Annotated in this window: 12 protein-coding genes; 10 read left to right on the plus strand and 2 right to left on the minus strand. The window is 62.8% G+C overall.

The window, feature by feature from the left end:
• Position 1 precedes the first annotated feature (1 nt).
• On the minus strand, positions 2–2,038 hold the full coding sequence (locus BG60_RS03040) for an NADH:flavin oxidoreductase (RefSeq protein WP_008346949.1): 2,037 nt from the start codon (positions 2,036–2,038) through the stop codon (positions 2–4).
• A 122-nt stretch (positions 2,039–2,160) separates the two neighbouring features.
• Here BG60_RS03040 and BG60_RS03045 point away from each other — a divergent pair, with 122 nt between their 5' ends.
• Positions 2,161–2,784 (plus strand): TetR/AcrR family transcriptional regulator, encoded by a 624-nt coding sequence (locus BG60_RS03045; RefSeq protein WP_008346950.1) that lies wholly within the window; start codon positions 2,161–2,163, stop codon positions 2,782–2,784.
• 156 nt (positions 2,785–2,940) lie between these two features.
• On the plus strand, positions 2,941–3,924 hold the full coding sequence (locus BG60_RS03050) for a phytanoyl-CoA dioxygenase family protein (protein WP_008346952.1): 984 nt from the start codon (positions 2,941–2,943) through the stop codon (positions 3,922–3,924).
• A 46-nt stretch (positions 3,925–3,970) separates the two neighbouring features.
• On the opposite strand, the gene BG60_RS03055 is transcribed toward BG60_RS03050, so the two are convergent.
• On the minus strand, positions 3,971–4,861 hold the full coding sequence (locus BG60_RS03055; protein ID WP_008346954.1) for a LysR family transcriptional regulator: 891 nt from the start codon (positions 4,859–4,861) through the stop codon (positions 3,971–3,973).
• A gap of 97 nt (positions 4,862–4,958) precedes the next feature.
• Between BG60_RS03055 and BG60_RS03060 the strand changes: the two genes are divergently transcribed.
• From BG60_RS03060 to BG60_RS03095, 8 genes are all read left to right on the plus strand, one after another.
• Positions 4,959–6,158, plus strand: coding sequence for a YbfB/YjiJ family MFS transporter (locus BG60_RS03060; protein ID WP_008346955.1), 1,200 nt, complete (start codon positions 4,959–4,961; stop codon positions 6,156–6,158).
• Between the two features lie 74 nt (positions 6,159–6,232).
• Positions 6,233–7,105, plus strand: a complete 873-nt coding sequence (locus BG60_RS03065; protein WP_034470248.1) for a GNAT family N-acetyltransferase — start codon at positions 6,233–6,235, stop codon at positions 7,103–7,105.
• Positions 7,106–7,110: 5 nt separating this feature from the next.
• Positions 7,111–8,037 (plus strand): 2-hydroxyacid dehydrogenase, encoded by a 927-nt coding sequence (locus tag BG60_RS03070; RefSeq protein WP_008346958.1) that lies wholly within the window; start codon positions 7,111–7,113, stop codon positions 8,035–8,037.
• Between the two features lie 172 nt (positions 8,038–8,209).
• Complete coding sequence (locus tag BG60_RS03075; protein ID WP_008346959.1) at positions 8,210–9,619, plus strand: aspartate aminotransferase family protein; 1,410 nt, start codon at positions 8,210–8,212, stop codon at positions 9,617–9,619.
• A gap of 43 nt (positions 9,620–9,662) precedes the next feature.
• Positions 9,663–10,160: an Lrp/AsnC family transcriptional regulator gene (locus tag BG60_RS03080; protein WP_008346961.1), complete on the plus strand. Its 498-nt coding sequence runs from the start codon at positions 9,663–9,665 to the stop codon at positions 10,158–10,160.
• A 95-nt stretch (positions 10,161–10,255) separates the two neighbouring features.
• On the plus strand, positions 10,256–11,320 hold the full coding sequence (locus BG60_RS03085; protein WP_008346962.1) for a tartrate dehydrogenase: 1,065 nt from the start codon (positions 10,256–10,258) through the stop codon (positions 11,318–11,320).
• Between the two features lie 17 nt (positions 11,321–11,337).
• Entirely contained in the window at positions 11,338–12,810 is a 1,473-nt protein-coding gene (locus tag BG60_RS03090; RefSeq protein ID WP_008346965.1) for an NAD-dependent succinate-semialdehyde dehydrogenase, read from the plus strand.
• The gene (locus BG60_RS03095; protein WP_008346967.1) at positions 12,807–13,787 is read left to right on the plus strand and encodes a M14 family metallopeptidase; all 981 of its coding nucleotides are present in this window, start codon (positions 12,807–12,809) and stop codon (positions 13,785–13,787) included. The genes BG60_RS03090 and BG60_RS03095 overlap by 4 nt, the downstream gene beginning before the upstream one ends.
• Positions 13,788–14,135 lie beyond the last annotated feature (348 nt).

Consider the following 14,135-nt stretch of genomic DNA (forward strand, 5'->3'; position numbering starts at 1 on the left):
CTCACAGATCCTTCACCAGACGAAGTGCGTCATAGATCGCGGCGTGCGTGTTGCGCGCCGATACCGCATCGCCGATTCTGAAAAGCTGGAACTGTCCTTCGGGATTCGTCTCTCCGCTCTGCGGCCTGCCGTCGATGAGTTCGTCGTAATTCACCGCGCCGCGGTTTTTCGATAGCGGCTTGAGCTCGAAGTAAAGCTCGTCCATCGGAATCGTGCCGTGATTGACGACGATCTGATCGTGACGCTGCTCCTTCGTCACGCCGCCGTAATCGCTGCCGATGGTCGCCACCAGTTCACCGCCTTCGCGACGCACCGATTCCAGCCGGAACGTCACCGTGAAGGTGGTCGCGAGCTTTTGCAGCGAGCGCATGTAGGGCACGAGATTCATGCTCATGACTTCGGGCGAGAACGAGCGGTCGGGCGTCATCACTTCCACCTTGCCGCCCGCCTGCGCGATCGTTTCGGCAGCCTGAAGCGCGGCGTGATCGCCGGCATCGTCGAAGATGAGCACGTTCGCGCCGGGCTTCACGTCGCCGGAAATGATGTCCCACGACGAGACCACATGCTCGTTGCCTTCGCTGCAAACCTCCGTGTGCGGCATGCCGCCGGTCGCGACGATCACTACATCGGGTTGCGCCGCGAGCACCGTTTCCGTATCCGCCCACGTGTTGAACTTGAACCGGACGCCGAGCTTTTCGCACTGCGCCATGCGCCAGTCGATGATGCCCATCATCTCCTTGCGGCGGACGTTCTGCGCGGTGAGACGAATCTGGCCGCCGGGATCGTTCATCGCTTCGAGCACGACGACGTCATGCCCGCGCTCGCCCGCGACGCGCGCCGCTTCGAGTCCCGCCGGCCCCGCGCCGACGATGACGATCCTGCGCTTCGTCGCGGCCGGCGCGATGGTGTGCGGCATCTCGAGTTCGCGGCCCGTCGCGGCATTGTGGATGCACAGCGCCATGCCGCCCTGATAGATGCGATCGAGACAATAGTTCGCGCCCACGCACGGACGGATGTCGTCCTCCCTGCGCTCGATGATCTTGCGCACGATATGCGGATCGGTCATGTGCGCGCGCGTCATGCCGACCATGTCGAGCTTGCCGGCTTCGATCGCATAGCGCGCCGTGGCGACGTCCTGAATGCGCCCGGCATGAAACGTCGGAAAGTCCGTTGCCCGCCTGATCTCGCCCGCGAACTCCAGATGCGGCGCGCTCTTCATGCCCATGATCGGGATTACGTCGGTCAGGGCGGCATCCGTTTCCAGATGCCCGCGAATGACGTTGAGAAAATCGACGAGACCGCTGTTCTTGAGGCGCATCGAAATCTCGATGCCCTCTTCCTTCGTGATGCCGCCCGCGAGCATTTCATCGGCCGTATAGCGAAGGCCGACGAGAAAGCGCTCCCCGACGCGCTCGCGAATCGCGCGCAACACATCGAACGTGAAGCGCATGCGGTTATCGAGCGAACCGCCATATGGACCTTCGAGCGTATTCGTCAGAGGCGACCAGAACTGGTCCATCAAATGACCATACGATTCGATCTCCATCCCGTCGAGCCCGGCTGCTTTCATGCGCTCGGCGGCATCCGCGAAATCGCGCACGATGCGTTCGATGTCCCAGTCTTCCAGCTTCTTCGGGAAGGTCCTGTGCGCAGGCTCGCGGCAATGCGAAGGCGACACCGCGGGCAGCCAGTCGCCCGTGTCCCAGCGCGTGCGCCGGCCCAGATGCGTCAGCTGGATCATCACCTTCGCGCCGTGCTCGTGACATTCGTCGACGAGATCCTTCATCCACGGCACCACTTCGTCCTTGTACGCGAGGATGTTGTTGAAGACCGGCGGACTGTCCTTCGAAACCGCTGCGGAGCCGGCTGTCATCGTCAATGCGATTCCCGCTTTCGCCCTTTCGACGTGATACGCCCGATAACGCTCCTTCGGCATCCCGTCGTCGGCGTAAGCCGGTTCATGCGAGGTCGTCATGATCCGGTTTCGAAACGTGAGATGTTTCAGCGTATAGGGCTGCAGCAGCGGATCCGTGGACATGAGCGCCTCTTCGAAGCAAGTGGGAACGAACGCCGGTTGTGAATCAAGCGTAGAAGCTCTGTACACATGTGTCAAGTAGAGAGACAATGGTGTACAGCCGAACGCATACAGGAAAAAACGAAATGGATCAGACCCTCGACGCGGTGCGCGGCTCCGCCGACATGTGGCTGGACGCGGCGTACGAAGGGCTTGTCGAAGGAGGCGTGGATGCGGTCCGCATACTTCCGCTCGCAAAGAAGCTGAATCTTTCGCGCACGAGTTTTTACTGGTTCTTCAAGGACCGCGAGGAACTGCTTGCCGCGTTGCTCGGCCGATGGAAGCAGAAGAACACCGGCCACTGGATCGAACGAACCGAGGCATACGCGGACAGCGTGTGCGAAGCGATGCTCAACGTCTTCGACTGCTGGTTCGACGATTCGCTCTTCGACTCGCGCTTCGAAGCCGCGATGCGCAGTTGGTCGCAGCAATCGCAGGAGATCGCGGAGCAGATGGCGCAGGACGATGCGCAACGCATCGCGGCATTGACGGCGCTGTTCGTGCGCTTCGACTATGAACCGCGCGCCGCCGACGTCCGCGCGCGCGTCGCGTATTACACGCAGGCCGGCTATGTGTCGATGAAGCTCCACGAAGACATGGCGGTGCGCATGTCGCGCATTCCGGAATACGTCGAAGTTTTCACCGGCGTGCGGCCGCAGCAACACGAGCTTCAGCGCTTCTACTCGCGGCGCAACTTCGAGTTCGAGTGAGCGGCCGCTTATTGCCGCTTATTGCAGCTTATTGCCGCTTGAGGCCATTCCCTTGGCGGAATCGGTCAGGTGCGACGTGAGTCCGATCGCCCGGCATAGGCTTGTGCGGAACATTCAGTCCGCGTGCAGCCGGTCTGTTCCGCCTTTGGGGCCATCATGTACAAAATCCTCAGTCCGATTGGAACCGAGATAGAAATTCCGGAAACGGTCGAAGAAAATTCGGCCACGTTCGACCTGACCGACCTCGCTGGCGCAAAGCAATACTACGAGGAAAACGGCTATGTGGTCGTGCGCCGCGTCGTGGACGGGGCCGCGTGCGATTCGATCCGCAATGCATTCGATAAAACGGTCAAGCAGTACCCCGGATACATCTACCGGCAGGCCACTGCGAATCCGGAAAAAAACCGGATCAACGAATACGGCTTCGTGATGAATCCGCTGCTCAACCTTCAGTCGCTCGGCGACGTAGCGTTCGCGCCGCTCAAGAATCTCGCGGTGAAGGCGTTCGCGAGCACGCCTGTCAAAGCCATTACACGCGAGATTTTTTCGGAAGAAGGCAAGCTCGTGCAGAGCATGTATTTCGAAGGCAACGCGGAGACGTGGCCGCATCAGGACACGTATTACCTCGATAGCGAACTGATCGGCACGATGGTCGGATGCTGGTACGCGCTCGAAGATATCGACGCGGGAGCCGGGCGTTTCTTCGTCGTGCCGCAAAGTCATCGCATCGACATGGTGAAGAACGGAAAAAACTTCGACGTCGCGTTCAATCACGGCCAGTACAAGGAGCTGGTCAAGAAGATCCTCTCCGAACAACGGCTCGAATTTCGCGCGCCATTCCTGCAAAAGGGCGACGTGCTTCTATGGAATTCGAAAACGATTCACGGCAGTCTGCGCACGACGCGTCCGCAATTTTCGCGCAGCTCTCTGACGTCGCATTTCATTCCGGTTTCTCACCGCTTCCTGCAGTTCCAGTCGAAGATCAAGCCGCTGAATCTGCGCGAGTTCAACGGCATGGCGTTCAATTGCCCGAAGGACATGGAGCGGTTATCGAGCCGCGTCGTGCTGGGCATCGAAACGACCTTTCCCAAGACATTCCAGATGGCAAAGAAACTGGCCATCAAGGCGCTCGTGAAATGAGCTTCGCCCGCGTCATTCGATAGCTAACTGATGTCAGACGACATCGTCACGCCGCCTTTGCGTCATCGGGACGTTCCGCCAGAAGCTCGCGCATCGCGTTGAGCGCGGCCGAAAAATGCCCCTTGCGCCAGACGAGCAAGGTGTCGATGCGACCGAATTCGCCCATCGGATGCAGATCCACTTCGTCATCCAGACGCGCGAGTTCGAGCACCGAGCGCGGCGCCACCGCGACGCCCGCACCGGCCGCCACGCACGCGACGATCGCGTGATACGAACCCAGTTCCAGCACCCGCGCGGGACGGATGCCCTGCTGCTCGTACCAGCGCGTCGCGTATGAGCGATACGCGCAGCCACGCTCGAACGCGATGAGCGTGAGGCCGGCGCTCGCCTGCGCCATCGTCGACGGATGCTGCCCGCGCGGCGTGACGAGCGTCAGTTCCTCCTCGAACACTGGCACGGACTCGAATTGCTCGGCGGGCAGCGTGTCGGGCTCGATCGGCCGCGCCATCACCGCCGCGTCGACTTCGAACGCACGCACGCTGTCGATGAGCGCGCGCGTCACGCCCGTCGTCAGTTCGAGCGTGACCTGCGGCCAGCGCTGGTGATACGCGGCCAGCACGCGCGGCAGACGGCTCGCGGCGGTGCTCTCCATCGTCCCGAGCCGCAGCCGCCCCTGCGGACGATTCTCGCTGACCGCATGACGCGCCTCCTCCGCGAGCGCGAGCAGACGTTCGGCATACGGCAGCAGGGTTTCGCCGGCGGGCGTCAGCACGAGACGGCGGCCATCGCGGATGAAGAGATCGGTGCCGAGCGTCTCCTCCAGTTGACGGATGCGCGTCGTCACGTTCGACTGCACGCGATTGAGCTTCGCGGCCGCGCGCGTCACGCCGTTTTCGCGCACGACGGCCCTGAAAATGTTCAATGCAGACAAATCCATGATCTTTTCCGAAGATTGATCTCATCTCGATTATTCATTTTTCAAGATGGATCGGTCAAGCTACGATGGGGTTTATCCCTTCTTCGCCGACCGACTCATGGCCTCGCACGCTCACGCTTCGCCGCTGCCCGCGCATCACGCCCGAAACGCCGCGCTCGCGTGCGCCGTCGTGCTGGCGGTGGCGCTCGGCGTCGGCCGGTTCGCCTTCACGCCGCTCCTCCCGCTGATGCTCAACAGCGGCGCGCTCGATATCCGGCACGGCGGCTGGCTCGCATCGGCCAATTACGCCGGCTATCTGATCGGCGCGTTGTCGTGCGCGGCGATCCGCATCGATCACGCGCGCATGGTGCGTCTCGCGCTCGCGTGTACCATCGCGCTGACGCTCGCGATGGGCGTCATCCATCTCTTCTGGATGTGGGCCGCGATACGTTTCGCGGCGGGCGTCGTCAGCGCGTGGGCCTTCGTGTTCGCGTCGCAATGGGGATTGCGGCGGCTCGCGGAACTCGATGCGCACGGTCTCGCCGGCGTCATCTACGCGGGGCCGGGCGTGGGCATCGTCGCGACCGGTTTGCTCGGCGCGGCCGCCGCGGCGCTCGGCGTGCCCGCGCCATCGGTATGGATCGGATTCGCGCTCTGCTCGGCGGTGGCGGGCGTGTTCGTGTGGCAGGCGTTCGCGCATCGGGCGCCGGTCGCGCGCAGCCCGGCGCATGCCGCCAAAAGCGTGGCGAACGCATCGGCGCGCGTCGATTCGACCGGGCTCGTCGGCCTTTACGGTCTCGCGGGATTCGGCTACATCATCACCGCGACGTTTCTGCCCGTCATCGCGCGACAGGCCTTGCCGGGCTCGCCGTGGCCCGATCTCTTCTGGCCTGCCTTCGGACTGGCGCTGATCGCCGGCGCGCTGGTCGCCGCGCGGCTGCCGCTGTCGTGGGACAACCGGCTGCTTTGCGCTGCGTGCTATCTGATTCAGGCGCTCGGCATCTTGCTCGGCATCGTGTTTCCGAGCGCGCTCGGCTTCGGCATCGGCAGTTTGCTGCTGGGCTTGCCGTTCACCGCCATCACCCTGTTCGCGATGCGCGAAGCGCGCCGCCTGCGTGGCGAAGCCGCAGCCGGATTGATGGGATACGCGACCGCCTCATACGGGCTCGGTCAGATCGCGGGACCGCTCGTCGCCGCACCGATCGCCGCGCACACCGGATCGTTTTCCATCGCGCTGTGGATCGCGGTCGCGGCGCTCGGATTCGGCGCGGCCGGATTGACGTGGCTCGGAATGCGCAACAAGGCAAGCGCCGCGTAAGCAACAGGATCGTCCTATCCGCGCGCGAGGGCCGCGTGTCACAGTGGCGGGCATCCTCTGACGTGGAGCATGCCGTGTCCGCTGCCGAAACATCCACTCTGCTGTATCGCCCTTTCACCGCCGATGACATCGCCGCCGCTCACGCGCTTTCGGTCGAAGTCAAATGGCCGCATCGCGCCGACGACTGGCGCTTCGTGCTCGACGCCGGCGCGGGCTTCATCGCGCAGGAAGGCGAGCGTGTCGTCGGCACCGCGCTGTGCTGGAAGTACGGCGACGATGGCGGATCGCTCGGCATGGTGATCGTCGCGCCGGACTGCCAGGGCAAAGGCATCGGCCGCAAGCTGATGGAACTGCTGCTCGAAGCGCTCGGCAAGCGCATCACCGTGCTGCACGCGACGCCCGCAGGCGAGCCGCTTTACGCGAAGCTCGGGTTCGCGCGCATCGGTGCGATTCATCAGCATCAATCCGCCGATTTCGCCGTGCCGCGCATCGATCTCGCGCAAGGCGAGCGCCTGCGTGCGATCGATCCGCGCGATACGGATGCACTCGTCGCGCTTGCATCGCGCGCAAGCGGACTCGATCGAAGCACGCTCCTGCCTGCGCTGCTGAAAATTGCCGACGGCATCGTGCTCGAACGCGACGGCGAAGTGCTGGGCTTCGCGCTGATCCGCGAATTCGGGCGCGGCCATGCGATCGGTCCGGTGGTTTCCGTCACCGCCGACGCGCAGCACGCGCGCCGCGCGCAAGCGCTCATCGCCCATTGGCTCGCGCATGACGAAGGCAAGTTCACGCGCATCGACACGCCCGATGAAAACGGCTTGTCGGCGTGGCTCGAAAGCATCGGCATGAAGCGCGTCGATACCGTCATCAAAATGGCGCGCAATGGCACGCCGCCGCATGACGCATCGGTAGCGCAGTTTGCGATCATCAACCAGGCGCTGGGTTGAACACGATGACGATCCTCTATAAAGCCGATCCCGAACGCGGCAAGCAATGGGCCACGCACTTCGCGCTGAAAGCGCCCGACGTGCCGTTTCGCGTATGGCCCGATATCGGCGATGCCAATGCCGTGCACTATCTCGCCGCGTGGCAGCCGCCCGCGGATGTCATGCAGACATTCCCCAATCTCGACGTGATCTTCTCGGTCGGCGCGGGCATCGATCAGTTCGATCTGTCCGGCGTGCCGCCGCATGTCGCGGTCGTGCGGATGACGGAGCCGGGCATCGTCGAAGGCATGGTCGAGTATGTGACGCAAGCCGTGCTCACGATTCATCGCGATCTTTTCGATTACGCCGCGCAGCAACGCGAGCGCGTGTGGCGCGAGATGCCGGTGCGCGCGGCTTCGACGCGGCGCGTCGGCGTGCTCGGTCTCGGCATGCTCGGCACCGCCGTGCTGAACACGCTGCGTGCGTTCGGCTTCGATTGCGCGGGCTGGAGCCGTTCGCCGCATGAGATCGAAGGCGTCGAATGTCATGCGGGCGCGGCATCGCTCGATGCGTTTCTCGCGCGCACCGATATCCTCGTGTGCCTGCTGCCGCTCACGGATGCGACGCGCGGGCTTATCGGCAAACGCGTGTTCGAGACCTTGCCGAAGGGCGCATCGTTCATCAATGTCGGGCGCGGTCCGCATGTGATCCAGCAGGATCTGCTCGATGCGCTCGATAGCGGGCATCTGAACGCCGCGATTCTCGACGTCACCGATCCCGAGCCCTTGCCGCGCGAGCATCCTTTCTGGACGCATCCGCGTGTGCGTCTCACGCCGCATATCGCGAGCGCCACGCGGCCCGAAACCGCCGTCGAAATGGTGCTGGAGAACTTGCGCCGTCATCGCGCGGGCGAGCGCATGATCGGCGAAATCGACCGCACGCGCGGCTATTGAATCGTCGGGCAAAGACCGCGAAGGCCGCAGCAGAAAATGCTGCGCGCCCCCCGCAAAACGCTGCGGATTCGCTTTTTGGCGATTTTTTTGGCGATGCACGCGATGCGGCTCTGCCGATAGTATGAAACGGTCAAGAGCCATTCCGCCCCCTTCGCGAAGAGAGAGCCGCATCATGTCGATCAAGTCGCTTGTCGAGTCCGACCGTAAGCATCTGATTCATCCAGTCGTCAGTTATCGCGCGCATGAAGCGCGCGGCGTCACCGTGCTCGATTCCGCCGATGGCGTGTTCCTGCGCGACATCGAAGGCCGCGAACTGCTCGATGCGTTCTCCGGCCTGTGGTGCGTGAACACGGGTTATGGACACGCGAGCATCGTCGAGGCCGCCGCGAAGCAGATGGCGAAACTGCCCTACGCCACGGGCTATTTTCATTTCGGCTCGGAGCCTGCCATCGAACTCGCCGCGAAGCTCGTCGAGCTCGCGCCTGCTTCGCTGCAACATGTGTACTTCACGCTCGGCGGCTCCGATGCCGTCGATTCCGCGCTGCGCTTCATCACGCACTACTACAACGCGACGGGCCGTCCGTCGAAGAAGCATTTGATCGCGCTGCAACGCGGCTATCACGGATCGTCGTCGATCGGCGCGGGCATGACCGCGTTGCCTGCGTTCCATCGCAACTTCGATTTGCCGCTGCCGACGCAGCATCACATTCCTTCGCCGTACGCGTACCGCAACGATTACGCCGATGACGCCGCGCTCATCGCCGCTTCGGTGCAAGCGCTCGAAGCCAAGGTCGCGGAACTCGGCGCGGACAACGTCGCCGCATTCTTCTGCGAGCCGATTCAAGGCTCGGGCGGCGTGATCGTGCCGCCCAAAGGCTGGCTGAAGGCGATGCGCGAAGCGTGCCGCAAGCTCGATATCCTCTTCGTCGCGGATGAAGTCATCACGGGCTTCGGCCGCACTGGCCCGCTCTTCGCGTGCGAAGGCGAAGGCGTCGAGCCCGATCTGATGACGGTCGCGAAGGGACTCACCGCGGGTTATGCGCCGATGGGCGCGGTCCTCATGTCCGATGCGGTCTACCAGGGCATCGCGGATGGCGGAGATGTGTCGGCGGTCATCGGTCATGGACATACGTATTCGGCGCATCCGGTGAGCGCAGCGATCGGCCTCGAAGTGATGCGGCTGTATCACGAAGGCGGCCTGCTCGCGAATGCGCAATCGCTGGCGCCGCGTTTCGCGCAAGGGCTCGATGCGTTGCTCGATCATCCGCTCGTCGGCGATTCGCGGCATCGCGGCTTGCTCGGCGCGCTCGAACTCGTCGCCGATAAAAACAGCAAGCGCGGCTTCGATGCATCGCTCAAGCTGCCCGACCGCATTGCCGCCGCAGCTTATGCAAACGGCCTCGTGTTCCGCGCATTCGGCGATAACATTCTCGGCTTCGCGCCCGCGCTTTGTTATACCGAAGCGAACTTCGACATGCTGTTCGAGCGCCTCACGAAGACACTCGACGATGTACTCGCGCAAAGCGACGTGCGCGATGCATTGAAAGGCGCATCGGGCTTTAGTTCGCGCGCGGCTGCGTGATAACATCGACCGACCGCCGACATGCGAGACCGAACCCGCCGCGATGAGCACCGACAGCAAGCTGGACCGAATCGATCTGCGTATCCTCTCGCAATTGCAGAAGCGCGGGCGCATCACGAACGTGGAACTCGCCGATGCGGTCGGCCTCTCGCCCAGCCCTTGCCTGATTCGCGTGAAACGGCTGGAAAAGGCGGGTTATATCGTCGGTTATGGCGCGCAGATTCAGCTCGAAAAGCTCGGCGACGTGCAGGTGGTCTTCACCGAAGTCACGCTCGCCGATCATCGCCGCGAAGACTTCATCAACTTCGTGAATGCCGTGAAGGATGTCGACGAGATCGTCGAATGTCATCTCGCGAGCGGCGGTTACGACTATTTGCTCAAGTTCGTCACGCGCAGCGTGAGTCACTATCAAAGTATTATCGAAGGGCTGCTGGAGCGCGGCATCGGCATCGAGAAGTACTTCAGCTACGTCATCATCAAGACGTCGTTCGTGAAGACGCATTACCCGCTCGAAACGCTCTTCTCGCAGAACCATCACTGAGGCGCGCGCCTCTCATTCTCATGCATTCAACGGACGCACGCGCTTTATGCACGTGCGTGCTTTTTATCGTCGATCATTTTCACGCGGAGTAGCACATGTCCAGCAAATATCGTATTGCCGTGATTCCGGGCGACGGCATCGGCAAGGAAGTGATGCCCGAAGCAGTGCGCGCGCTCGACGCGGTGAGCAAGCGCTTCGGTATCGAACTGGAGTACCGGCATATCGAATGGGCAAGTTGCGATTACTACGCGCAGCACGGCCAGATGATGCCGGACGACTGGAAGGCGCAGTTGCAAGATGCCGATGCGATCCTGTTCGGCGCGGTCGGCTGGCCCGATACCGTTCCCGACCATATCTCGCTGTGGGGCTCGCTGCTCAAATTCCGGCGCGAGTTCGATCAATACATCAATCTGCGCCCCGCTCGTCTTTTCGACGGCGTGCCCTCGCCCCTCGCGAATCGCAAGGCGGGCGATATCGACTTCATGATCGTGCGCGAGAACACCGAAGGCGAGTATTCATCGGTCGGCGGCACGATGTTCGAAGGCACCGAACGCGAGTTCGTATCGCAGACGTCGATCTTCACGCGCAAGGGCGCGGAGCGCGTGTTGAAGTTCGCATTCGATCTTGCGCAAAAGCGCGAGAAGAAAGTTACGGTCGCAACTAAAAGCAACGGCATTTCGATCAGCATGCCGTGGTGGGATACGCGTGCCGCCGAAATCGCCGCGCAGTATCCCGAGATCAAGTGGGACAAGCAGCACATCGACATTCTGTGCGCGCGCTTCGTACTGAGCCCGGATCGCTTCGATGTGGTCGTCGCCACCAATCTCTTCGGCGACATTCTTTCCGATCTCGGTCCGGCCTGCACGGGCACGATCGGCATCGCGCCTTCGGCCAACATGAATCCGGAGCGCAACTTCCCGTCGTTGTTCGAGCCGGTGCATGGCTCCGCGCCGGATATCGCGGGCAAGGGCATCGCGAATCCCGTCGCGATGATCTGGTCGGCGGCGATGATGCTTGACTTCCTCGGCGAACGCGAAGCACACGATGCGATGCTTGCCGCGATCACGGCGGTATTGAAGGAAGGTCCGCATACGGGCGATCTCGGCGGCAAGGCGAAGACGACGGAAGTCGGCGCGGCCATTGCGCAAATGCTCGCCTGACTTTTCTGGAGACCACCATGACGCAACGATATGAACTGAGCGATCTGATTCGCGCCGATAACTTCATCGACGGCAAATGGGTTGCCGCTGCAAGCGGCCGACGCTTCGCCGTCACCGATCCCGCGACGGGCGACGTCATCGCGCAAGTGGCCGACAGCGGCCCCGCCGATGCCCGCGCCGCCACCGATGCCGCCGCGCGCGCCTTCCCCGCGTGGCGCGATACGCTGCCGAAAGATCGCGCCGCGGTCCTGCATCGCTGGCACGCGCTGATCGTCGAGCATGCCGATGCGCTCGGACGTCTCATCTCGCTCGAACAGGGCAAGCCCTTCGCGGAAGGCCGCGGCGAGGTGATGTACGGCGCGTCTTACGTCGCGTGGTTCGCGGACGAAGCCACGCGCATCTACGGCGACATCATTCCGCAGCAGCAACGCGGCAAGCGCATGAGCGCGGTGAAGGAACCGGTCGGCGTCGTCGCTGCGATCACGCCGTGGAATTTCCCGCTCGCGATGATTGCGCGCAAGATCGCGCCCGCGCTCGCGGCGGGTTGCACGGTCGTCGGCAAGCCGGCCGAAGATACGCCGCTCACGGCGCTCGCGCTCGTGATGCTCGCCCATGAAGCGGGCGTGCCGGCGGGCGCGTTGAATCTCATCAGCGCATCGCGCGAAAACGCGCAGGACGCGGTCGCCGACTGGCTCGAAGATGGCCGCGTGCGCAAGATCACCTTCACCGGCTCGACGCCGGTGGGCAAGTATCTCGCGCGGGAATCGGCGGGCACGTTGAAGAAGCTGTCGCTGGAACTCGGCGGCAATGCGCCTTTCATCGTATTCGACGATGCCGATCTCGATGCCGCCGTCACCGGATTGATGGCATCGAAATTCCGCAATGGCGGACAGACTTGCGTGTGCCCGAATCGCGTCTATGTGCAGTCGTCCGTGTATGACAAGTTCGCTGACCTGCTCGCGAAGCGCGTCGCCGCATTGAAAGTTGCGCCTGCAACTGATTCCGATGCGCAGATCGGCCCGATGATCAACGCGCGCGCGGTCGAAAAGATCGAGCGTCATGTAAACGACGCGTTGAAGCGCGGCGCACGCGCGCTGACGGGCGCCAAGCGTCTCGCGGAACTCGGCCCCAACTATTACGCGCCGACCGTGCTCGCCGATGCAACGTCCGACATGCAGTTGAGCTGCGAAGAAACCTTCGGCCCGGTCGTGCCGCTGTTTCGCTTCGACGACGAAGCCGAGGCGATCCGCGCCGCCAATGACACGCCTTTCGGCCTCGCAGCGTACTTCTATAGCCAGAACCTGAAGCGCATCGATCGCGTATCGCGTCTGCTCGAATCGGGACTCGTCGGCATCAACGAAGGCGCGATTGCGAGCGAGGCCGCACCGTTCGGCGGCGTCAAGGAATCGGGCTATGGTCGCGAAGGCTCGAAGTACGGCCTCGACGATTACCTCTCGATCAAATACCTCTGCCAGGGCGGGCTCGAATGAACGCGCATTCAAACGCATACCCGATCGAGATCGCGTTCCCCGATATCGGCGCGCATGCCTCGGGCAACGCGGGCGTGCCGTATGTGCATACGTTCGATTCGGGCATCGACGGTCCGCATGTGATGATCAACGCGCTCACGCACGGCAACGAAGTGTGCGGCGCGATCGTCGTCGATGCCTTGCTGCGTGCCGGACTGCGCCCGCGGCGCGGCAAGCTCACGCTCGCGTTCGCGAACGTCGATGCTTACGCGCGTTTCGATGCGAGCAAGCCCGATGCATCGCGCTTCGTCGATCAGGACTTCAATCGCGTATGGACCGCGCAAGCGCTCGATGACATGTCGCGCGATTCGAGCGAGCTGCGCCGCGCCCGCGCGATGCGGCCCGTCATCGATACGGTGGACCTTCTGCTCGATCTTCATTCGATGCACGAGAAGAGCAAGCCGTTGATCGTCGCGGGACCGCTCGATAAAGGCATCGACTTGTCGGCGAGGCTCGGCACGCCTGCGACCGTGATCTGCGACGAAGGTCATCCGGAAGGACGGCGCATGCGCGATTACGAAGGCTTCGGCGATCCTTCGAGCGACAAGAACGCGTTGCTCATCGAATGCGGACAGCACTGGGAAGCGAATGCCGTGACCGTCGCGCGCGACGTGACCGCGCGCTTTCTTTTGCTATCCGGCGTGATCGACGAAGAAGACTTGCCCGCCGGATGGGTTCAGCCATCGCCGCAGGAAATGCTCGTTGTCCGTGTGACGGAACCGGTCGTAGCCAGGAGCATGGACTTCCGTTTCGCCGATGCCTACACGGGGCTCGAAGTGTTTCCGAAAGCGGGCAGCGTGATCGGCTGGGCGGAGGGCGTTGCGGTCGAAACGCCCTATGACGATTGCATGCTCGTGATGCCGTCGCTGCGGCAGTTGCGTCCGGGCGTGACGGTCGTGCGGCTCGGCAAGATCGAACGGCGCATTCGAGCTGTTTAGAACCGTGGCAGGTGGTTTGGCTCGTTGAAGCACTGTTCTACGGTTGTGATGTGAGGTCGCCGGATCCCGTGTACTTGTCGGTCTATCAGCGCTGCCCCTGTGCGGGGCGGCACTCACTTTCCTTCCAGTAGTCGCCGGATCCCGCTTTCGCGTCGGTCTATTAGCGTTGCCCCTGTGCGGGGCGGCACTCACTTTCTTTGCTGCTGCAAAGAAAGTAAGCAAAGAAAGCAGCTTTTCAGGCCCGCGGTCACACGCAATTTGGGTAGTTCTCTCGTCCTCGATGGCACTCGCCTAAAGAGTGCCCTCATCACAATAACCGGGCTTGGCTCGCGCACGGTCCGCCGCCCG

The sequence above is a fragment of the Caballeronia zhejiangensis genome, from assembly GCF_000698575.1.
GTDB classification, from domain to species: Bacteria; Pseudomonadota; Gammaproteobacteria; order Burkholderiales; family Burkholderiaceae; genus Caballeronia; species Caballeronia zhejiangensis.